The following is a 19929-nucleotide window of genomic DNA, read 5'->3' on the forward strand; positions in this document are numbered from 1 at the left end:
GTCATGATCCAAGCCTTTCAACGCCGTCGCTGGTCCCTCGTTCTCGTCTGGGTTCTGATCGTTGCCGTGGTGGTGGCAGCACCAGCGGTGCTTCCTGTGTTTCGGCTCAACCTGTTAGGTCGTTTCCTTTCCCTGGCGATCGTGGCCCTCGGCATTGATCTGATCTGGGGTTTTACCGGATTGCTCAGCCTCGGTCAGGGCATCTTCTTCGCTCTTGGTGGCTATGGGGCGGCGATGTATCTCCAGCTCAATAGCTCTGCCAGTCATCCCAACGGCATCCCGGAGTTCTTCAGCCTTTACGGCGTGGATCGACTGCCCTTTTTCTGGGAACCCTTCTACAACCCTCTGTTCACGCTGATTGCCATCTGGCTGGTGCCGGCGTTGCTGGCTGCGCTGCTCGGCAACATGGTCTTCCGCAACCGCATCAAGGGGGTCTACTTCTCGATCCTCACCCAGGCGGCTTTGCTGGTGTTTTTCAATTTTTTCAATGGCCAGCAGAAGCTGATCAACGGCACCAACGGTCTCAAAACCGATGTGACCAAGCTGTTCGGCCAGATGGTGGGTTCGCCCGAGATGCAGCGATGGTTCTTTTGGATCACTGCTGTGATCGTGATCTTGGCCTGGCTGTTTGTGCGCTGGTTGGTTCGTGGTCGCTTCGGCGATGTGTTGATCGCGATCCGTGATGACGAGCCGCGGCTTCGGTTCACTGGCTATAACCCCACCCTCTTCAAGACCATTGTGTTTGCGATCGCCGGTGGGCTTGCGGGTATCGGCGGTGCCCTCTTCACGGTGCAGTCGGGGATCGTTTCACCCCAGTACATGGCGGTTCCCTTTTCGATCGAAATGGTGATCTGGGTTGCAGTAGGTGGTCGCGGCACGCTGGTCGGTGCCATTCTCGGCGCCGTCTCGATCATGTATGCCAAGAGTCTGGTGAGCGAGGCGATGCCTCAGAGCTGGCTGTTTATCCAGGGTGGACTATTCATTTTGGTGGTCACGGCTCTACCGGAAGGCGTCATCGGTTGGTTCCGCACGGACGGCCCTCGCAACCTGCTGTCCCGCCTGGGTTTGGGTCGTCGAATTGCCACCTACCCCCAGTTGGAAATCGACGGTCAAGAGGAGGTGCAGCCATGAGTGCCCCCCTTTTGGAGTTACGCAAGATCACTGTCAGCTTTGACGGCTTTTTAGCCCTACGCGATCTCAATCTCAGTCTCCAGCCTGGTGAACTGAGGGCGGTGATTGGTCCCAATGGGGCTGGCAAAACCACCTTTTTGGATGTGATCTCCGGAAAGACGGCCCCTACTGAAGGCGAGGTGGTGTTCCAGGGTCGCTCACTTCTTGGTACTCAGGAGTACCGCATCGCTCGGCTCGGCATCGGTCGCAAATTTCAGAGTCCGCGTGTGTTCGAGAAGCTGAGTGTGGAAGAGAACCTGGCGCTGGCTGTCAGTCAGCCCAAACAGCCATGGTCGCTGTTATTTGGTGGCTTGAATGCCACACAGCGCGATCAGGTGCATCATTTGATGGGCATCGTCAATTTGCAAAACCGGGCTCACTGGATGGCAGGAGCTCTCTCCCATGGTCAGAAACAGTGGCTGGAGATCGCGATGTTGGTTGGTCAGGATCCTGACCTTCTTCTCGTTGATGAGCCGGTGGCTGGTCTCACCGATGAGGAGACGGATCTCACCGCTGATCTACTCAAATCGTTGGCAGGAGATCACACCGTGCTGGTGATTGAGCACGACATGGAATTCATTCGCCGCTTGGAGAGCCAAGTAACGGTGTTGCATGAGGGTCATGTGCTCTGTGAGGGAACGATGGATCAGGTTCAGGTTGATTCGCGTGTGATTGAGGTGTATCTCGGAACAACGGAGCAGCAGAAATGATGACAGAACTTCTTGAAATCCATGGTCTGAACACCTATTACGGCGAAAGCCACATCCTTCGGGATGTTGACCTCACTGTGAAGGCTGGTGAGATGGTTTGCTTGATCGGTCGTAATGGTGTGGGCAAGACCACGCTGTTGAAGTCGTTAATCGGTCTCTTGCGGCCTCGTCGAGGTGAGATTGTCTTCAACGGTGATTGCCTCGACCGCCAAGCTCCTTACCAACGTGCCCGCGCTGGACTGGGGTACGTGCCACAAGGGCGAGAAATTATTCCTCAGCTGACGGTCGAGGACAATTTGTCGCTTGGGATGGAAGCGTTGCCCGGGGGGCTCAGGGGAAACCGGAGTATTGATCCATTTGTTTATGACCTTTTCCCTGTCCTGAAGGAATTTCTGCCAAGAAAAGGTGGAGACCTCAGTGGCGGCCAGCAGCAACAATTAGCCATCGCCCGAGCCCTGCTCGGTAAACCTAAGTTGTTGTTGCTCGATGAACCAACCGAAGGTATTCAGCCCAATATTGTGCAGGATATTGAAGTTGCGGTACGCCGAATCATCGCTGAAACAGGCACTGGTGTACTGCTGGTGGAGCAGCACCTGCATTTTGTTCGGCAAGCGGATCGCTATTACGCGATGCAGCGTGGAGGCATTGTGGCCAGTGGTCTAACCAGTGAATTAAGTCAGTCGGTGGTCGATCAATTTCTCAGTGTTTAATCCACTATCAAGTGATCGATCAGCATGCCCAGAGAGACGTGGTAGGAGACTCATCGGCTGATTTTTCATTTAATGCATAATCAGATACATCGGCGCGAATGTGAAGCATTTGTCCTTGTGTCGACATCCGCCAAATCTCAAGTCTGCTGTCGAGTGGTGCCTCGAACCAGAACAATTCTTTAGGCATTAAAACCTTTTCTCGATAGAATTGTCCTTCGCCAATGCACTTCAATATGACCATGCGGTCGGTTTCATTGTTGTACATGCATTCGATCATGGGCATCAAGAGGTTGGAGACAAGGATCGTATTTTTGAGCAGATAGAAGTGTTGGTTTGGCGACCGAACTTCACTTGCTTTAGCTTTTCTTCATGACTCATGCTTGCGCTCAAGCCGCAGTGCTGGTGGCTGAGCGGCGTTCAGCGGGGGAAGTCAAGGTGGGGCAATTGGGCCGACGTGGACGCCTTGCTCCCTGACTGCGCATGGTGGACGCTCGGTCGGCACGTCCTGCCAGGGCGAGGTCGGAGGCAAAGGACGGATTGCAACTCTGCAGCCTCGACCAGCTCGGCAGTTGATGGGCGATTGGCGATGCCATTAGAGACGTGAGGCCAGGCCTCAGGAGTTCGGAGAAGCGATGGACCGCCAGTTCTTCTCCATGTCGGTCGTAGGGCAACCGATTGATCGCTGAGTCGAGTCCGAACTGACGCACCCTGTCTTCGCCAACCCGTCGGTACAGCACTTCCAAGGTGGGCAGTTGATCCATGGACACCACGCATCCTTCGTGTTCCATCAGGCTGCGCAACACCGTGCAGAAGATTTCGCTGGCCATGCGTTGGAGTCCCTCATTTGGACGTTGACCCAGGCTCTTGTGCTTGTGGTCGAAAAGACCCAGGTCCACCTGGGCGATTCGGCTGGGTGCTACGTGCCGATACACCTCCGAGAGCAAGCCCATTTCCAGGCCCCAGTCCGATGGGATGCGCAGATTCATGGCGAGATCCCTTGTAAAAGCGAACTCCCCTGCCAGTGGGTAGCGAAATGTCTGGAGGTAACGGAGGTAGGGCAGTGGTCCGAAGATCTGCTCCAGGCTCGTCAGTAATGGGCCTACAAACAAACGGGTGGCTCGGCCCTGAAGGGCTTGGGTTTCCAGGGAAAGCCTGCTGTAGAAGGCTTTCACGTACGCCATTCCGTGGGATGGGTCGAGCAGGGGTCTGAGCATCCGTTCCGGATAGCCGGAGCCAAAGGTGCGAATGTCAGCGTCGAACAGGCCGATGACTTCAGCGTGCTGACAGGCAACGCCCAGGCCTTGCCATACCGCCCAACCCTTGCCGGGAGGACCAGTCAGATCGAGGCCATGCTGGTCCATCGACGTCAGGATCTCTTTCACGGCCGGACCGTTCGTCCAATGCACCTGCACTGGGAAAGGCATGTCGGCGAAAAACTCTTCTGCAGCCTTCACATCGGCTGCACTGTCCGCTGACAGTGCGATCACCAGATTGGAGAGTCCCGTGAGCGAGGAGAGTGTGTCGCGGATCAGGCGCAGAGCGGGTCTGCTGAATTCCTCCATGAGGCATGGAATCAGCAGAGCGGTTGGTCTCTGCTGAAGCTCCTTGTTGAAGGCGATGGCATTGAGATTGCCCAGGCTGTAGTCGTGAACCGTGGCGATCAGGCTCTGCTGAAAATCCATGCGGTGTTCGATGCAACAACGGAAAGAAGGCCGCTGCTTCATACCTGAAGAATGTTCAGGTGAAACAGAATGCAGCTTCAGAGCGAGCGAACGCTGCGAAATCTGCTGTCAAGCCTTTACTCAAGCCATCCTTCCTGGGATCTCGAGGCGTTGTCGTCGCAATTGCTGCAGATTCTTAGCTCCGCATCAGGAAATGGCGATATCCCCACCAAAGGCAATCCCTGGACTGTCGACGATGTGGTGCTGATTACCTACGCCGACACTGTCGTTGAGGCCGATCAGCCGGCTTTGGTGAGCCTTCGCACTTTTATCAACAGCCAGCTCTCCGATTTCGCAGGGGTCATCCACGTCTTGCCGTTCCTGGAAGCCTCGAGTGATGGTGGATTCGCCGTGGCTAGTCACGACTGTCTGGAGTCCCGCCATGGTGATTGGAATGACCTGGCTGATCTTGCTGAGGGGCGCAAGTTGATGGCTGATCTGGTGTTGAACCATGTCTCGGCATCCCATCCCTGGGTGCGTCAGTTCTTGCGTGATCAGGAGCCGGGTCGGTCCTGCGTTCTGGAGGCGTCTCCTGATCCTTGTTGGGACAACGTCGTCCGTCCCCGCAGTTCTGCCCTTTTTACCAAGCTTCAAGGCCCCATCAGCATGCGTCAGGTCTGGACCACCTTTGGACCTGACCAGGTGGATGTGGATTGGAGCCATCCCGAGGTTTTGCTTGGATTCACCCGTTTGCTTGCCCGCATGGTGGCCCATGGGGTGAGATGGATCCGTCTTGATGCGGTGGGGTTTGTCTGGAAGGAACCAAACACCAGTTGCATTCACCAACCTCAAGCCCACCAGCTTGTGGAAATCTTGCGTCAGTTGCTGACCATCGCTTGCCCCGACGGAGTGGTGGTCACGGAGACCAATGTTCCCGAACAGGAGAATCTGTCGTATCTGCGCACAGGGAGAGAGGCCCATCTGGCCTACAACTTTCCCCTGCCACCGCTGCTGCTTGAGGCGGCTGTCAGCGGCTCCGCTGATTTGCTCAATCTCTGGTTATCGCGCTGGCCATCGCTGCCAGAGTCGACGTCGTTGCTCAATTTCACCGCCTGTCATGACGGCGTTGGGTTGAGACCTCTCGAGGGATTGATGCCGCCCTCACGCCTTATGGACCTCTTGATCGCGTGTGAGCAGCGCGGAGGCTTGGTGAGCCATCGCCGGTTGGCTGATGGTAACGAGGTCCCCTATGAGATCAACATCAGTTGGTGGAGTGCCATGGCGGATGGGGGCCTCGACCCCAGCTACTGGCAGAGGGAACGCTTCCTGCTGACGCAATTGATGGTTCTGGCTCTGCCCGGGGTGCCTGCGTTGTATCTGCCGGCTCTGCTCGCCACTGCCAATGATCTTGGTCGCTTCAGGCGCACGGGTCACCGACGTGATCTCAACCGACCCCAGTTCAAAAAATCCTCGGTGGAACGGCGTCTGCAGGATCCTGACAGTGATGCGGCAGCCGTTTTGGTTGCGCTCAAGCAGGCGATTGCGGTGCGGGCGACGCAGCCGGCGCTGCATCCGGATGGCCAACTTCAGGTGCTGACCCCGGACCGGGTGGATCGCGTTGTGCTGCATCGATCCCATGCGGGTCATGACCTTGTGGCGGTTCATAACGTCACATCGACCCGTCTCACCTTGGATCCCTTTGGCTTGCTGGATTTGGAGGACACAGACCCATGGGTCGATTGCCTCAGTGGTCGCACCCTTGAACCTTGCAGACGACATCTGCTGAACCCTTATGAAGTGCTTTGGCTGGTGAGGTCATGACGACGGGACTGGAGCGTCAGTGGTGGGTGGTTACCGACCTCGATGGCACGTTGATGGACCATCGCTACGACTGGGCGCCGGCTTTGGACACGATTCGTCTCCTTCAGCGTCGAGGAATTCCCGTCATCCCCTGCACAAGCAAAACCGCCGAAGAAGTCCGTCGTTTTCGTGAACAAACCGGTCTCAGGGATCCGTTCATCGTCGAGAACGGGGGAGCCATTCATGGTGAGAACGCCGATGGCAGCCTCTGGCAGCAGATGCTCGGTCCGACATGGAAGGAGCTGCGCCCGCAGCTCTCGCAGTTGTCACGGGATTTAGGACAACCGCTGCAGGCGCTTGATGATCTCAGTGATCAGGAGGCTGATCGCTTGCTGGGCCTTGGCGGGGAGGCATTGCGACAGGCCCAGCGTCGGGCCTGCAGCGTGCCGTTCGTGTCTCCAGTGGATTCCGAGTCCCGCAGGCGTCTGCAACAGCTGGCGAAGGCCCGTCAGCTTGCGATTGTGCAGGGAAATCGCTTGGGCCATCTGCTGGGTGCTGACGTCAGCAAAGGCCGGGCCCTGGCGGTGCTGAAGCAGCGCCAGGGTGCATCTGAAGTCGCTGTTCTGGCTTTGGGAGATTCGCCCAATGACCTTCCTTTGCTGCATGCCGGCGACTGCTCGATCGTGGTGCCAGGGGTGGAGGGACCACACCCCGCTCTGCAAGACGGGCTGCACAACGGCTGCTTCCAGTTGGCACCAGCTCCCCATGCGCTGGGGTGGGCTGCAGCCGTTCAGCGCTGGCTTCCAGGACTTCTCGATGACCTGGATCAAGTGGATTGAGTGCTGCCGGTCGGTTCCGTCAGCGTGGTGATGGCATGGGGTGAGGCTTCCGTGAGCGCACTGTTCACCGCCAGTGGCATCACTGCCATGGCCAACCCTGCCAGCACGGTGAGGTGCCAGCCCATGGGCAATTCCAGGGGCTGGCCTGTGCTGAACAGTTCCATGTCGAGAATCAACAGACCGAGATACAGCGTCCACCACAATGCGCTTGTCAGCTCAATCGGTTGGCCTTTCCAGGCGTTGCTGAGGGCGTAGATCAGGCTGGGAACCGTAATCACCAGCACGGCTCCTTCCAAAGCCTCGCGCCCGCTCCAGCTCGTCGCCCAGGTGGCCATCACGAAGGCCATGCCGCTGAGCAGCCAGGGACAGGGAATCTGAAAGCGCCTGGGAGCATTGGGAAGTTGGCGGCGCAGGGCCAGCAGGCTCACCGGGCCCATGGCCAGGGCGATGATCAAAGTGGAGGTCAGAAAGCTGACCACTTTCTGCCAGCTCGGCGCCATCCATAGAAGGATCGTGCTGATTACCAGACTGCTGATCAGCGACCAGTGGGGGACCCCCCGACTGTTTATCCGCCCGAGAGCGCCTGGAAGCAGTCGGCACTCTCCCATCATCCAGCTCACCCGTGCGGAAATCCCCAGGTAGGCCATGCCTGTGGCACCGGGGGAGGCCACGGCATCGATGAGCAGCAGGGTGGCCACCCAGCCCAGGCCAAGACCTGTGGCCAGCGCCACGAGCGGCCCCCCATGGGCACTGAGGCTGAGACGGCTCCAACCCTGCTGCAAGGCCTCCGGCGGGACGCTGACGAGAAAGCCGAGCTGCAGTACGAGATAAATCAGCAGACACAGGCCAAGTCCGACCCCCATGGCCAGAGGGACATTGCGCTGGGGATTGCGCACTTCCCCGGCGAGGTCCATGGCGGTGCGGAAGCCCAGCAGGCTGAACAGGATGCCACCGCTGCCGATCGCATCCACCAGCGTGTCTTGCTGTCCTGGTGCAGGGATTTGAAGGTTGTCCCAGTGGCCTGCAATCAGCATCAGGCTGATGGATACCAGCAGGGGAACCACCAGCTTCCAAAGGGTGAGGCCATCAATCCAGCGCGCCAGTTGGCTGACGCCTGCAAGGTTGATCCAGGTAAACAGCACCAGCAGGGCCACCGCCACAAGCTGCCCGGCGCCAGTGAGGTACTGGGAGCTACCCACATCGCGGGTGAGCCAGGGGAGAACACTCGAGAGGTACTGGAGCAGGGCGAGCACTTCGATCGTGGGTAGCGATACGTAAGAGATCCAGGCACTCCATCCGCCGATGAAGCCGGATAAGCGACCGTGGCTGAGCAGGGGAAGCTGGGCCAGGGCCCCGGAGCTGTTCACCAGTGCGCCAAGTTCAGCGAACACCAGCGCCAGCAGAAAGGCCATGGCGCCGCCGATCACCCAGGCCAGCAGGCTTGCGGGGCCTGCGATCCGGGCGCAGAAGTAAGGAGCGAACAGCCAGCCTGAGCCGATGGTGCCGGTCACTACCGTGAGAATCAGGGATGTGACGCCCAGGTCGCGTTTAAGAGTCGCTGCCAAGGATCAGGATCTTTCGGTGGATCTGGGATGGGAGAAGGTTGGCAGATGCCATGGAGTGGCGCATGGAACAACCGCGGAAGCACGTTTTCGTGTTTGTTGAGTAACGAATTTAACGCTATTGCGTAACGCTTAGGCCTTCAAGAGTCCTCGCCAGAGTTGTTCTGGATTCGAGCACGGTCGCAGTGCCTGTTCATTCAGCATCTGCAGGGGCCGACAGCTCAGGCTGTTGATCAGCAGAGCTTGATCCCCGGTTTGCAGGTCGGGGCCAAGGTGCGCTTCCACGGCCAGACCCACCTCCAGAGCCCGGGCCCGCATCACCCCGGGCAAGCAGCCGCTGCTCAGAGGTGGTGTGAGCCACTCCTCCTGCCGCCGCACGAGCAGGTTGGCGCTGTCGCCGCAGCAGAGCTCTCCGCTGGTGTTGCGCAGCAGGGCCAGTTCAGCCCCGTGCGTTTGGGCTTCGCGGCGGGCCTGAATCGCCTGGCCGTAGGCAAAGGTTTTGCAACGGCTCAACCGGCTGGAGGCGTTGCGTTGCTCTTCAACGCTGATCCAGGCTTGGGCAGGTGTGAAGCAGGGGTGATGGCGCTGCAGAGTGAGCCAGAAGCAGTGTGCGTTGCGATCGGGTTGGCCAGGGGACAGGCCAATGCCTCGGTTGGCTGCCTGGCCTCGGCTCCAGTTCAGCCGCAGGGTGCCGGCCCGGCCAGGCCTGTTGAGGTCTGCCTTGGCGATGCCCTCTTGAATCAGCGGCTGCAGCCAGGACTGGCTTGGTGGCGCTGCCATGCCCAGAAGGGCTGCGCCGTGCTGCCAGCGCAACAGATGAGCGCCTAGTAACTGGGCGTTCCCGTTGAGGATGAGCACGGTTTCGAACAGGCCGTCTGCGAGCTGCAATCCCCTGTCCGTCAAGGGGAGACCCAAGGTCTTGGCTTCGCGCCAGTGGCCGTTGATCCATCCCAGTACCGGAGCGCTCATGCCAGCGCCTCCAGCAGGGGCAGAAGTTTCCAGTCGAGTTCCTCGGCTTCCTCTGCAGGATCGGAGTCGGCCACGATCCCGCATCCCGCGTGCAGGCGGAGCTGGTGGTCCTTGCGCAGGAGGGAGCGAATCAGGATGTTGCTGTCGAAGCCGCCATCCCAGTCGATGTGGAGGATCGAGCCGCAGTAGGGGCCTCGACCCAGAGGCTCCAGCTCCTGCAGTCGCTGGCAGGCGCGCAGCTTGGGAGCGCCGGTGATCGAGCCCCCCGGCCAGCTGGCCTGCAGCAGATCCACCCAGGACGTACCAGGACGCAAGTGGCCGGTCACCACTGAGGTGAGGTGATGCACTCGCGCATAGCTTTCAAGCCGCACCAGTTCTGGCACCTGAACGGATCCCGGTTCGCAGACGCGACCGAGATCGTTGCGCAGCAGATCCACGATCATCACGTTTTCGGCCCGGTCCTTGGCGCTGCATACCAGCTCCGCTGCGAGGGCATCGTCGATCAGGGGGTCGGCATGGCGTGGACGGGTGCCCTTGATCGGTCGTGTCTGCACAGAGCCCTCCGGATCCACTTGCAGGAACCGCTCCGGGGAGGTGGAGAGCACCGCTTCGCCGGCGGCCGCTCCGCTGCCGATCAGCACACCGCTGAACGGGGCCGGACAGCGCCGACGCAGGCGTCCATACAGGTCCAGGTTGCTGAGTGGGGCCTGCAGCTCAGTTGTGGCACAGCTGGTGAGATTCGCCTGGAATAGATCGCCGCTGGCGATCAGTTCCCGGATGCGAATCACGCCGGCCATGAAGGTGTTTCGATCGCTCTGGCGTTTCCAGGTGCAGCCCAGGGCATGTGGAGGGTCTTCAGGAACCGTGTCCTCGCCCAGGCTGCCCAGGAGGTTTTCCATTGCTGAGTAACGATCCGGGTCGACTCCTTCGAGAACAAGCTCTTCCGTACCGAGATCGAAGCGCAGGACAGGGTCATGGCGGGCAATCCAGAGGCTGGCCATGCGGTCCCTGCGCCAGGGGTTGCCGGGTTCCGTCCAGGCGGCAGCGTCAAAACTCAGCCAACCGGTCCAGTGTCCCGTCGTCAGCTCCCGCAGGGTGGTGAAGGGATTGCGGGCGTCGGCATCTCCAGGTAATCCGCGGCAACAGTGTTGCTCGACGGGGTCCACCGCAAGGGTGATGTTTCGCCCAAGGGCGCCGCCGTCGCCGTCGAGCCAGATCAGTCCCTGCTCACCGTGGCGTTGGGCGAGCGCTGCGGCGGCCCTGGCAGGATCAATCCAGCGCATTGGCCTGCGCAGCAGGGTCATCGTCTGGAGGGGCTGCAGAGGTCGTCCCGACCGGCCGCGCTGAGGGCTGCATCGCGGATGCGACAACTGTCGCAGCGACCACAGGGCACGGCACCGCCGCTGTAACAGCTCCAAGTGCTCTCAATCGGCACACCGAGGCGCAGGGCTTCTTCCACGATGCGTTGTTTGCTCCACTCCACCAAAGGAGCCCAGAGCCTGGGCCCCCGGCCTTCCCTGCCGACTTTGCTGCTGAGATTGGCCAGAGTCTGGAAGGCACGCAGATAGTCAGGCCTGCAATCCGGATAGCCGGAGTAATCCACGGCATTGATGCCCAACACCACCTGCTCGGCACCGCGGGCTTCCGCCAGACTCAGCCCGATGCTGATGAACACCGTGTTGCGACCAGGCACATAGGTGCTGGGAATCGCATCCTCTTGAACCCCGTCAGTGGGGAGGGATAGCGTGGTATCCGTGAGGGATGACCCTCCCCAGCTGGCCAGGTTCACGCTGATGGTGTGATGTTCGAGCAGGTTCAGGGCCAGGGCAATCTCCTTGGCGGCCTGTAGCTCCCGGCGGTGGCGCTGGCCGTAGTCGAACGACAGACCGATCACGCGGCAGCCGGCTGCTTTGGCCAGCGCGGCGGCGGTGGCGGAGTCAAGCCCTCCGGAGAGCAGGGCGATCGCAGTGGTATCGGTCATGCTGGACATTCTGTTGCCGCGCTGATGTCGACGATGGCGTTCACTCAGTCCCTGAAGACGATTTCCGGCTGTGGAATCTGGGCCTCACTGCTCCTGGTCAGCGGTCTGGAACCTGCGTCAGCGATTCCTCGCCTGAACCTGAGTGGTTATCCCCAACCCGCACCAGGTCTGCAGCGCTGGGTGATTCAGCCATCCGGGCTGCTGCCGAAGAGCAGTGATCCGACAGTGTCCTCCCATCCGCTCGACTGGCGCATTCAATTGATTGTGGGTCAGGAGGTGACATTGGACTGCAACCAAAAGCAGCTGTCTGGCCCTGGGATGACCATGCGCATGCTGCCGCAGGCTTCGGGTAAGGCCCTGTTCGAAGTGAAGGCACCGTTAAGGGTGATCAGTACAAAAATGGCCTGCTCTCCTGAACAGCCGGTGAAACGCTCGTTCCTTTCCCTCGGCCGACAGCCCTACTTTGTGCCTTACAACCCATCTTGGCCGATTGTGGTGGATCTACCGAAGGGTGCAGAGTTGCGTTGGCGACTCTGGAAAGCGGAGACGTTGCAAAAAACAGCGATCAGCCTTTAAGTGATGACTGGCGTTGTCAAATTTGACGGAGCGAATCAGTTTTATTTTGGAAAGTTTGTAACAAGAGCTGGAGGTAGCTAACGCTGCGCAATTTGATATTGGCGGTTAAAGACATGCCCACTTGAAGGGGTAATTCTTTGCCGTCATTGAGTTTGAGTTGCTGACTGTCAAGCTTGATCGAAGCCGGGTAGGTATATTCCTGGCGCATCTGTTGAGGGTCAGGCGCAAGGGCGTCAGAACCTACAGATTTTACGGTTCCAGAAAGCACACCGAAATCTGTGGCGGGGAAAGAATCGATGCTGATATCTGCAGATTGACCAGGACGTACAAAACCTATCTTGCTACTGGGGATCTCAACATCGGCTTCCAGGGTGTTGAAGGGCACGATTTTCATTGCCACCTCCGAAGACATCGCCATGGAGACATAGCCTGGATTATTGAGTTTTAGATCAAACACAATGCCATCGGCTGGTGAGCGAAGGGTCTGGTTTTTATTGGTGACCCGCACATCGGTGAGATTTGCATTCAATTGAGCCCGCTCGCTGCGAAGTCCTGCCAGTTCTGCATTCAGTTGTTCAATTTGTTGGTCGATCAGGTTGATTTGACGACGACCATCTAATTCAAGCTTCGTGACTTCGCCCTTGATCTCCTCAACTCGGTTGCGCTGTTGGAGGTATTGGATGTCGGGGGTTGCTCCGATCTTTGCCAAACCTTCGAGGCGGTCGAGGATCTGTTTTTCAAGTTGGAGATTGGCGCGGGTGGTGCTCAATCCCTCTCGATTTAGATCGAGTGTTCGTTCCCTTTCCAGTAATTTGAGTTGAAACTGCTGTTCCTTTTGGATGATCTGGGAGGCTTTCTCTTCAACACCCTTGGTCAGTGATTTCAACTGTTCGGCTGTACTTTCCTGATCAAGGCGGATCAAAGCCTGTCCCTTTGTGACCCTTTGCCCGCCCTTGACGAGAATTTCCTCAACGATGCCACCGGGAGGGATGCGGACATCCTTCACGTTGCCTACGGGTTCAAGTTTTCCAGTTGCGATAACAACTTCTTCTGTTCTGGCGATGGCAAGCCAACCGATCCCGAGCACTGTGGTGCCAATGAGAGTCCAGGTGACTGATTTCATCCAAAAGCGGCTCTGCCGCAATACTGGTTCCTGATTGGAAACGTTTGTGACGCTGGTCTCGAGAGCGGAGCGGGCCTGCTGGATTAGCTTTCCACCTCGGTTTGACTGCTCCTGATCGTCAGGCTCTGGCAGGTTTTGAGGAGTCATCGTCATTTTAGTTGGAGTCCTGCTGGCGGTAGAGGGCGTAATAACGACCACGTTGATCCATTAATTCATCATGCGTTCCCTGTTCAACGACAGCACCCTGATGCATGACCACAATCAAATCTGCTCGGCGCACGGTGGTGAGTCGGTGAGTGATGAAAAAGACAGTACAGTCGTGTAGAGATTGAATGAGATTTTCGCAGACTTTTCTCTCTGTTTCGTAATCCAGAGCGCTTGTCGCCTCATCCATGACCAGGAGTTTGGGATTGGCCAGGAGGGTTCGTGCGATCGCAATACGTTGGCGCTGTCCGCCGCTGAGTGAGGCACCTCGTTCTCCTACCGGAGTGCTGTATCCGGCAGGTAGATCCATAATGAAGTCGTGGGCACAAGCCACCTGGGCGGCTAAAACAATTTGCTCACTCGTGGAATCTGGTTCCGTGAGTGCGATGTTTTCACTGACGCTGCCTGAGAACAAGAGTGGGTCCTGTGGCACGATGCCAATCTGGCGTCGTAGAGAATAAAGTTCTACTTTGTCGATGTCATAACCATCAATCAGAATGCGGCCTTCGCTTGGTTTGTACAAACGAGGGAGGAGTTTCATTAATGTGCTTTTACCACTTCCACTTTGTCCAACAATTCCAACGAAAGTTCCCTGTTTGATTTTTAGGGATACATTCGACAAAACCGGTGGAGTTCCAGGGGAGAAGCCGAACGTCAAATTGTCAAAATTGACAGCTCCTTCAATGGGGGGAAGAGGAACTTTAGCTTTATCTTGATCATCTGATTCCTGAGGAGTGTCGATAACATCAGCAAGACGTTCAAAGCTCACCCTCAGTTCCTGAATCGTTTGCCAGATGGATGAAAGCCTTAGCAGTGGCTGGGTCACATAGCCAGAAATAATTCTGAATGCAATCAGTTGACCCAGGGTCAAATCGCCTGAGAGAACAAGTGAGGCTCCAACCCACAAAACTAAAAGCTGTGAAATCTTTTGCAAGACCTGCGAAGTTTGGGTTAGCGCTGTTCCCGTGATTGTCTTTTCAAACGTTCTGTTAATGTATTGGCCATAGCGTTCCTGCCAAGTCCAACGGCTAATCATCTCGACGTTTTGACTCTTGACAGTCTGAATTCCGGTTAAAACCTCAACAAGATGACTTTGTGTGGAAGCATTTGCTTCCGCTGATTTTCGATATTGCCTTCGAAACAAAGGTGCTCCCAGCAATGTGAGTGCAACTTGAATGGGCAGTACTGCGAGTGCAATGAGGGTGAGAAGCCAGCTGTAAATCACCATCACGACGATATAGATCACCGAAAAGGCTGCATCTAATATCGTGGTGAGAGCTTGGCCGGTAAGGAAATTGCGGATCTTTTCGAGCTCACTGACACGTGAGCCCAGTTCTCCTACCGGACGACGATCGAAATAGCCGAGGGGAAGCCTCAGTAGGTGGTCGATCACTTCAGCACCCAATCGTTGGTCAATTCGGTTCGTGGTTTCAGCGAACAGATAAGTTTTGAGGCTTCCGAGAACGCCTTCCAGCAGGGTGACCGCAACAAGGGCGAAGCCCAAAACCTGCAGGGTGTCCAAACTTCTCTGGTTGATCACCTTGTCGATGATCACCTGAATCAGAAGCGGGTTGGCCAAGGTGAACAGCTGGACAACAAAGCTGGCTGCCAACACCTGGATGAGAACACCTCGGTAACGGTTCAGGGCTGGCCAGAACCACGAAGGGCCAAACGTTTCTTCCGGGGTCGTGCTCGTGCGATCGAGAAGCAGAAGATCAATTCCCTCCGGAAAAGAACTCTCGAGCTGATCAGGAGTGATTTCAAGAAATCCTTGACTGGGTGAGGCCAATACGAGGCCTCGCTGATCACTACGAATGGCGATTGCGAAGGATTGGCCCCATGGGATCAGGGTCGGTGTTTGCAAGCGCACCCCCATTGAGGCGGCCACCTTGGCGCCTGCAACGTGTAGTCCAAGACTGGCAGCAATTTGCCCGCAAAGTCGCAGTGTTGGGGTTTGAGATCTTCGCACTTGATCACGAAGGACCCGCTCAATTGCATCGCGTCGGAACGGAAGCTTCATGAGCTTCGTGAGCATCTGGAAGCAAGCCAAAGTCTCCTCAAGAGGCCCTTCGCCAGCCACGAAAAAATCACGGCTTTGATCACCCTGTTGATTGAATCGACTCACCGGAGGGCTTAATGGCGCTTGCGGGATCAGATTTTGATCTGTGGCGTCACTGCTTGGTGCGCTAATCACCTCTGGTTCCAGCACTGCGGATGGTGCATGGACTTCGAAAATCTCTAAAGCCTCGTCAGGCAGGGCAATCAATCTCAGCGGAAAACCGTGAATATCTTTCGGCCAATCATGAATCGCATCGATGTCAGTAATTTCATCGCCGAGCTTGCCAAAACTTTCGTTTTCGGGACGGCTGGCAACAAAGAACCTCAGATTATTGTTAAAAGCGCTTTGGATGGTTGGGATGTCGTCGGCAATCAGGAGCTGAGCATCCTGTTTCAGTTCACTCAGCAAGCTCTTGGTTACATTGCAGTGTTTTGGAGATCGGTTCGATAAAATGCGGAGTAGGTCAGCAAGTTCTGCATCCCAAAGCTTTTTTCTGCAGATGTCTGCAATGGCTTTGTCCTCATGAAGTAACGCCAGTAATTGGTCGTCGCTTAAAGACCTTGCGACAACTTCTGATGCAGCGCGTACTGTTTCACAACCGGCACCACGCAATAGCGAAACAACTCCGATGAAGCTGCCCGTTTCAAGTCGGTTCAGGGTGCTAAGCCGACCTTCTTCTTCGCCGAGTAATCGAGCGTTACCACTTTCTATGAGTAAAACTTGTCCAGGAATAAAACGCCTTTCGCAAATAGGTTGACCTAATTCGTATCGTTGTTGCTTGCCAAGTTCAAAGAACTTCTGGCTTAGTGGGGCTTCGCCTTCAACAATTGTCGTATTAGATGTCATGGGTTCGTAGCCACCTCTGAATTATGCCGACTATTGAGGGACGACAGAATTAAATTTGTTTCGATGCTCATCCAATTCTGAAGAAGCTCCGTGGCCATGCGCTGTCGCATTGTCTTGTCAAAATTGGCTTCCTGACGTTCTTCCAAGCGAGTCACAATCCACCATTGCTCGATTGGTATCGGCTCAAGAACAACTCCTATCTTGGCTGTGCGAAGAACATTGCGCAACGCTGGATGTGCACGCATCAGACTGGCAGGCCCCACTTTGCCGCGATTGTTTTTTTCTGGACCCTCGCTGTACTGCTTTGCGAGACTCTCGAAATCGGCTTCACCTGCTTCAAGCTGTAAATAAAGCTCGTGTGCTAGTCCGGAGTCTTGAACCCGCAATAGGCTGTATGTCGCTTGGTCAAGTGACTCCTTGCGCTCTAGGAAACGCGTTTCTGCCTGGGAGTCAAACCAGTCAATGGCAAGTTGGGAGAGTTTTGAGGGCAGGCTTACTTGTTCTAAAAGCTCCTCTTTGCTTAAAGCGTGTTCTTCCAGCCAGGTTTTAAGTTCTTTTTCATCTCGCAAGCCTTCTTGCTGACAATGATTTTTTAGGCAGTTCATGATCAACTCATTCGGGAGGTTGATGTTTTTTGTGGCTTCTTTTATGAATAGCCTTTGAACTAAAGATTTCAGAAGATCACAGCGGCGGAGCAGTTCAATGCTGTCGGCACCTAGGACAGCAAGAGAGGCTTCGACTTCAGTCTTGAAATTATCCATCGCTTTTGCTTTTCTAAAATTGTCTGAATAGAGTATAATGAGTATATCGGTTTATGCTTTTCATAACTAATCGAGAAGCGGGGCTAGATCCAGGGCATAAGCCTGCTGTCCTTGAAGGCGTCGCAGCTCTACGTGCAGATGATCTGTACTTGCTGAGCCGCTGCGTCCAACCCGACCGATTTGCTCACCGGCATGCACCAGCTGCCCTGGTCTCGCATCCGCTGTTTGCAGATGGGCATACACGGTCTGCCAGCCACGGCCGTGGTCGATCAGAACCGTAAGGCCATAGCCACTGATGGCCTGGGCTAGGAGCACCCGGCCGGAGAGCATGGCGAGTACGGGTGTGGCAGCTGGAGCGATCAGGTCATGTCCAACATGCATTCGCCAGCGCTTGCGCTGGTCTGAGTAGCGCCAGCCATAGGGCTGCACTTCTTTGGCGCGCTCGCCGAGTGGATACCGCAGTTGGAGCGTCTCCCCTGGGCGGAACGGCCTGTGAGAGGTGGGTAGCTGCCGTGGCCGCGAGGAACTGAGCAGCGCCAGGTTGGAGACTCCTGTGCGCTTCGGGACCCGTTGTGGGGGTTGCGGTTGTGCGTGCCCGCGGAGCCCCTGTCCGATGGCCAGCATCAGTGCCATGAGCAGCGCCAGGCGCATGGGGGCATCCGGTGTTGATGACCTGCCGGTTGTATCGGCTCAACGCACCCCAAGCCACTTGTGACTTTGCAGGCTGAGTCTCCAGCGGCCATCGCGGCGTGCAGCATCGAGCGCCAGCTGTTGGCCTTCGGCACTCTCCCATCCGGGTTGCAGCAGCCAGGTGGCCTGCGGTGCCTGTGCTGCCACCACGTCAGCGAAGAGCAGGTCGGCGGGTTCATGAACCACCACTTTCAGTTCATGGCAGCGCCTCAGCAGCTCTGCCCGGGGAGGCGCGTGTCGTTTCGGCGAAAGGGTGATCCAGTCGGGATCGCCACTGAGCGGGTCAACACCGCTGGTTTCCAGATGCAGGGGCAGACTGCGGAGAGAGCGGAGGGCCTGCGCAAGAGCGTCGAGGTTGTGATGCAGCGGTTCGCCGCCGGTGATCACCACAAAAGCCGCACCATCGCTGGCTGCAGCTGCTGCTTCTGTTGCAAGGCTGTCGATGGGCCGCAACGGATGTGAATCGGCTGGCCAGGAGTGTTTGGTATCGCACCAGCTGCAGCCAACACGGCATCCCGCCAGGCGGATGAAGAAAGCACTGCGGCCGGCATGGAGACCTTCTCCCTGGAGTGAGTGGAAGGTCTCCACCACAGGGAGAGAGCCGGAGGCCGGTGGATCCTGGCTCACGCTGTGGTTCTGATTTCGCTGGGACTGTTGGGCAGTCGTTGTTGGGCGGCTTCGATCAAGCCACGGAACAGGGGATGGGGTTGGCCCGGCCGGGAGAGGAATTCAGGGTGGTATTGGCAAGCAGTGAAGAACGGATGCTCCGGCAGTTCGATCAGTTCCACTAGGCGGCCGTCGGGAGAGCTGCCGCTGATCCGATACCCCGATTCAAGAAAGAGATTGCGGTAGGCATTGTTGAACTCGTAGCGATGACGGTGCCGCTCATACACCACTTCATCGCCATAGAGCCGATCGGCCATGGAGCCCTCGGCGATCCTGCAGGGGTACACCCCAAGGCGCATGGTGCCGCCCAGATCCACAACGTCCTGTTGTTCCGGCAGGAGATGAATCACCGGATGACTGGTGCCGGGCTCCAGTTCGGCGCTGGTGGCATCCGGCAAACCAGCCAGGTTGCGGGCCCATTCGATCACCGCGCACTGCATGCCCAGGCACAACCCCAGGAACGGAATGCGTTGTTCCCTGGCCCAGCGGATGGCCGCCACCTTGCCATCTACGCCACGGTTGCCGAAGCCGCCTGGCACTACCACGGCATCCATCCCATGCAGTAGTGCATTAGCGCCACGGTTTTCGATCTCTTCTGCGCAGACCCAGTGCAGATCGAGGGAGGCATCTTGGGCCAGGCAGGCATGACGCAGGGCCTCGACCACCGAGAGATAGGCGTCATTGAGCTGCACGTACTTGCCAACCAGCGCCACCTTTACGGCCGGACCGGGGTTGCGCATCTTGTGCACCAACTGCTGCCATGCGCTCATATCGCTCTCATGGTCGGTGAGATTGAGAACATCCAGTACTTCTCGGCACAGCCCCTGTTCTTCGAGGGTCTGGGGCACGGCATAGATGCTGTCGGCATCGAGTGAGGGGATCACGGCCCGTTCGTGCACGCCACAGAATCCGCCAATCTTGCGTTTGAGTTCAGCGTTAATCTCTCGGTCGCTTCGGCACACCAGCACGTCCGGCTGGATACCGATCGAGCGCAGCTCCTTCACGGAGTGCTGGGTGGGTTTGGTTTTCAGTTCGCCGGAGGTGCCGATGTAAGGCAGCAATGTCACGTGGATGTAGGCCAGATCATGGCGACCCACATCGCCCCTGAACTCGCGGATGGCCTCGAGGAAGGGCAGGGATTCGATGTCGCCGACTGTGCCGCCGATTTCTGTGATCACCACATCCGCATTGCTGTTGGCGGCCACGCGGTGAATGCGATCGCGGATCTCACCTGTGATGTGTGGGATCACTTGAACAGTGCCGCCGTTGTAGTCGCCCCGGCGTTCTTTGTTGATCACCGATTGATAGATCGAGCCCGTGGTCACGCTGTTGAGGCGAGACATTGCCGTGTCGGTGAAGCGTTCGTAATGGCCGAGGTCAAGATCGGTCTCGGCACCGTCCTCGGTGACGAATACCTCACCGTGCTGATACGGGCTCATGGTGCCTGGATCAACATTCAGGTAAGGATCCAGTTTCAGGATCGACACGCTGTACCCGCGTGACTTCAGCAACCGCCCAAGGCTGGCGGCCACGATGCCTTTGCCGATGCTGGAGACCACTCCACCGGTGACGAAGACGAACTTGGCCATGACCCCTCGGGCG

18 protein-coding genes are annotated in these 19929 nt (G+C 57.3%); 6 read left to right on the forward strand and 12 right to left on the reverse strand.

Annotated elements, in window-relative coordinates:
* Nucleotides 1-3: 3 nt before the first annotated feature.
* Genes urtC through urtE form a run of 3 tightly spaced genes read left to right on the forward strand, consistent with a single transcriptional unit; the run spans nt 4 to nt 2590 of the window.
* Nucleotides 4-1131, forward strand: a complete 1128-nt coding sequence (urtC, locus tag WH7805_RS09095; RefSeq protein WP_006042771.1) for an urea ABC transporter permease subunit UrtC — start codon at nt 4-6, stop codon at nt 1129-1131.
* Nucleotides 1128-1880 carry an urea ABC transporter ATP-binding protein UrtD gene (gene urtD, locus WH7805_RS09100; RefSeq protein ID WP_006042772.1) on the forward strand — a complete coding sequence of 251 codons (753 nt, stop codon included), beginning with the start codon at nt 1128-1130 and terminating at the stop codon, nt 1878-1880. Before urtC ends, urtD begins: the two co-directional genes overlap by 4 nt.
* Nucleotides 1880-2590 (forward strand): urea ABC transporter ATP-binding subunit UrtE, encoded by a 711-nt coding sequence (gene urtE, locus WH7805_RS09105; RefSeq protein ID WP_038004608.1) that lies wholly within the window; start codon nt 1880-1882, stop codon nt 2588-2590. Before urtD ends, urtE begins: the two co-directional genes overlap by 1 nt.
* A 19-nt stretch (nt 2591-2609) precedes the next feature.
* Here the strand turns inward: urtE and WH7805_RS09110 are convergent, their stop codons facing one another.
* Nucleotides 2610-2867, reverse strand: a complete 258-nt coding sequence (locus WH7805_RS09110; RefSeq protein WP_006042774.1) for a DUF1830 domain-containing protein — start codon at nt 2865-2867, stop codon at nt 2610-2612.
* A 109-nt stretch (nt 2868-2976) separates the two neighbouring features.
* Nucleotides 2977-4272 carry a hypothetical protein gene (locus WH7805_RS09115; RefSeq protein ID WP_006042775.1) on the reverse strand — a complete coding sequence of 432 codons (1296 nt, stop codon included), beginning with the start codon at nt 4270-4272 and terminating at the stop codon, nt 2977-2979.
* A 69-nt stretch (nt 4273-4341) separates the two neighbouring features.
* Between WH7805_RS09115 and WH7805_RS09120 the strand changes: the two genes are divergently transcribed.
* Together WH7805_RS09120 and WH7805_RS09125 are read left to right on the forward strand one after the other, a co-directional pair.
* Nucleotides 4342-6072 (forward strand): alpha-amylase family glycosyl hydrolase, encoded by a 1731-nt coding sequence (locus tag WH7805_RS09120; protein ID WP_006042776.1) that lies wholly within the window; start codon nt 4342-4344, stop codon nt 6070-6072.
* Complete coding sequence (locus WH7805_RS09125) at nt 6069-6890, forward strand: HAD-IIB family hydrolase (protein WP_006042777.1); 822 nt, start codon at nt 6069-6071, stop codon at nt 6888-6890. Before WH7805_RS09120 ends, WH7805_RS09125 begins: the two co-directional genes overlap by 4 nt.
* Here WH7805_RS09125 and WH7805_RS09130 read toward each other — a convergent pair.
* The 4 genes from WH7805_RS09130 to queC form a co-directional block, all read right to left on the reverse strand.
* The gene (locus tag WH7805_RS09130; RefSeq protein WP_006042778.1) at nt 6878-8455 is read right to left on the reverse strand and encodes an APC family permease; all 1578 of its coding nucleotides are present in this window, start codon (nt 8453-8455) and stop codon (nt 6878-6880) included. The genes WH7805_RS09125 and WH7805_RS09130 overlap by 13 nt on opposite strands.
* A 129-nt stretch (nt 8456-8584) precedes the next feature.
* Complete coding sequence (locus WH7805_RS09135) at nt 8585-9421, reverse strand: aminotransferase class IV (protein ID WP_006042779.1); 837 nt, start codon at nt 9419-9421, stop codon at nt 8585-8587.
* Nucleotides 9418-10725 carry an anthranilate synthase component I family protein gene (locus tag WH7805_RS09140; protein ID WP_006042780.1) on the reverse strand — a complete coding sequence of 436 codons (1308 nt, stop codon included), beginning with the start codon at nt 10723-10725 and terminating at the stop codon, nt 9418-9420. Before WH7805_RS09140 ends, WH7805_RS09135 begins: the two co-directional genes overlap by 4 nt.
* Nucleotides 10722-11402 carry a 7-cyano-7-deazaguanine synthase QueC gene (queC, locus tag WH7805_RS09145; protein ID WP_038005315.1) on the reverse strand — a complete coding sequence of 227 codons (681 nt, stop codon included), beginning with the start codon at nt 11400-11402 and terminating at the stop codon, nt 10722-10724. Before queC ends, WH7805_RS09140 begins: the two co-directional genes overlap by 4 nt.
* Nucleotides 11403-11435: 33 nt before the next feature.
* Here queC and WH7805_RS09150 point away from each other — a divergent pair, with 33 nt between their 5' ends.
* The gene (locus WH7805_RS09150) at nt 11436-11978 is read left to right on the forward strand and encodes an ecotin family protein (protein ID WP_006042782.1); all 543 of its coding nucleotides are present in this window, start codon (nt 11436-11438) and stop codon (nt 11976-11978) included.
* A 16-nt stretch (nt 11979-11994) separates the two neighbouring features.
* On the opposite strand, the gene WH7805_RS09155 is transcribed toward WH7805_RS09150, so the two are convergent.
* From WH7805_RS09155 to WH7805_RS09180, 6 genes are all read right to left on the reverse strand, one after another.
* Nucleotides 11995-13254, reverse strand: a complete 1260-nt coding sequence (locus tag WH7805_RS09155) for an HlyD family secretion protein (RefSeq protein ID WP_006042783.1) — start codon at nt 13252-13254, stop codon at nt 11995-11997.
* Between the two features lies 1 nt (nt 13255).
* The gene (locus WH7805_RS09160; RefSeq protein WP_083773583.1) at nt 13256-16210 is read right to left on the reverse strand and encodes a peptidase domain-containing ABC transporter; all 2955 of its coding nucleotides are present in this window, start codon (nt 16208-16210) and stop codon (nt 13256-13258) included.
* Nucleotides 16207-16971, reverse strand: coding sequence for a peptidylprolyl isomerase (locus tag WH7805_RS09165; RefSeq protein ID WP_006042785.1), 765 nt, complete (start codon nt 16969-16971; stop codon nt 16207-16209). Before WH7805_RS09165 ends, WH7805_RS09160 begins: the two co-directional genes overlap by 4 nt.
* A gap of 66 nt (nt 16972-17037) precedes the next feature.
* The gene (locus WH7805_RS09170; RefSeq protein ID WP_006042786.1) at nt 17038-17622 is read right to left on the reverse strand and encodes a M23 family metallopeptidase; all 585 of its coding nucleotides are present in this window, start codon (nt 17620-17622) and stop codon (nt 17038-17040) included.
* A gap of 39 nt (nt 17623-17661) precedes the next feature.
* A complete protein-coding gene (locus WH7805_RS09175; protein ID WP_006042787.1) occupies nt 17662-18288 on the reverse strand; it encodes a 7-carboxy-7-deazaguanine synthase QueE in 627 nt (208 codons plus the stop codon).
* Entirely contained in the window at nt 18285-19916 is a 1632-nt protein-coding gene (locus WH7805_RS09180) for a CTP synthase (protein ID WP_006042788.1), read from the reverse strand. Before WH7805_RS09180 ends, WH7805_RS09175 begins: the two co-directional genes overlap by 4 nt.
* Nucleotides 19917-19929: the final 13 nt, after the last annotated feature.

The sequence above is a fragment of the Synechococcus sp. WH 7805 genome, from assembly GCF_000153285.1.
Classification (GTDB): Bacteria; Cyanobacteriota; Cyanobacteriia; order PCC-6307; family Cyanobiaceae; genus Synechococcus_C.

Excerpts from the sequence above, each read along its gene's own strand:
- WH7805_RS09155 (WP_006042783.1), bottom strand. The coding sequence starts at position 13,254 with ATGACGATGACTCCTCAAAACCTGCCAGAGCCTGACGATCAGGAGCAG.
- WH7805_RS09180 (WP_006042788.1), bottom strand. The coding sequence starts at position 19,916 with ATGGCCAAGTTCGTCTTCGTCACCGGTGGAGTGGTCTCCAGCATCGGC.
- WH7805_RS09135 (WP_006042779.1), bottom strand. The coding sequence starts at position 9,421 with ATGAGCGCTCCGGTACTGGGATGGATCAACGGCCACTGGCGCGAAGCC.
- WH7805_RS09140 (WP_006042780.1), bottom strand. The coding sequence starts at position 10,725 with ATGACCCTGCTGCGCAGGCCAATGCGCTGGATTGATCCTGCCAGGGCC.
- WH7805_RS09150 (WP_006042782.1), top strand. The coding sequence starts at position 11,436 with ATGGCGTTCACTCAGTCCCTGAAGACGATTTCCGGCTGTGGAATCTGG.
- WH7805_RS09170 (WP_006042786.1), bottom strand. The coding sequence starts at position 17,622 with ATGCGCCTGGCGCTGCTCATGGCACTGATGCTGGCCATCGGACAGGGG.
- WH7805_RS09160 (WP_083773583.1), bottom strand. The coding sequence starts at position 16,210 with ATGACATCTAATACGACAATTGTTGAAGGCGAAGCCCCACTAAGCCAG.
- urtE (WP_038004608.1), top strand. The coding sequence starts at position 1,880 with ATGACAGAACTTCTTGAAATCCATGGTCTGAACACCTATTACGGCGAA.
- WH7805_RS09120 (WP_006042776.1), top strand. The coding sequence starts at position 4,342 with ATGCAGCTTCAGAGCGAGCGAACGCTGCGAAATCTGCTGTCAAGCCTT.
- WH7805_RS09115 (WP_006042775.1), bottom strand. The coding sequence starts at position 4,272 with ATGGATTTTCAGCAGAGCCTGATCGCCACGGTTCACGACTACAGCCTG.
- urtD (WP_006042772.1), top strand. The coding sequence starts at position 1,128 with ATGAGTGCCCCCCTTTTGGAGTTACGCAAGATCACTGTCAGCTTTGAC.
- queC (WP_038005315.1), bottom strand. The coding sequence starts at position 11,402 with ATGACCGATACCACTGCGATCGCCCTGCTCTCCGGAGGGCTTGACTCC.
- WH7805_RS09110 (WP_006042774.1), bottom strand. The coding sequence starts at position 2,867 with ATGATCGAATGCATGTACAACAATGAAACCGACCGCATGGTCATATTG.
- WH7805_RS09125 (WP_006042777.1), top strand. The coding sequence starts at position 6,069 with ATGACGACGGGACTGGAGCGTCAGTGGTGGGTGGTTACCGACCTCGAT.
- WH7805_RS09165 (WP_006042785.1), bottom strand. The coding sequence starts at position 16,971 with ATGGATAATTTCAAGACTGAAGTCGAAGCCTCTCTTGCTGTCCTAGGT.
- urtC (WP_006042771.1), top strand. The coding sequence starts at position 4 with ATGATCCAAGCCTTTCAACGCCGTCGCTGGTCCCTCGTTCTCGTCTGG.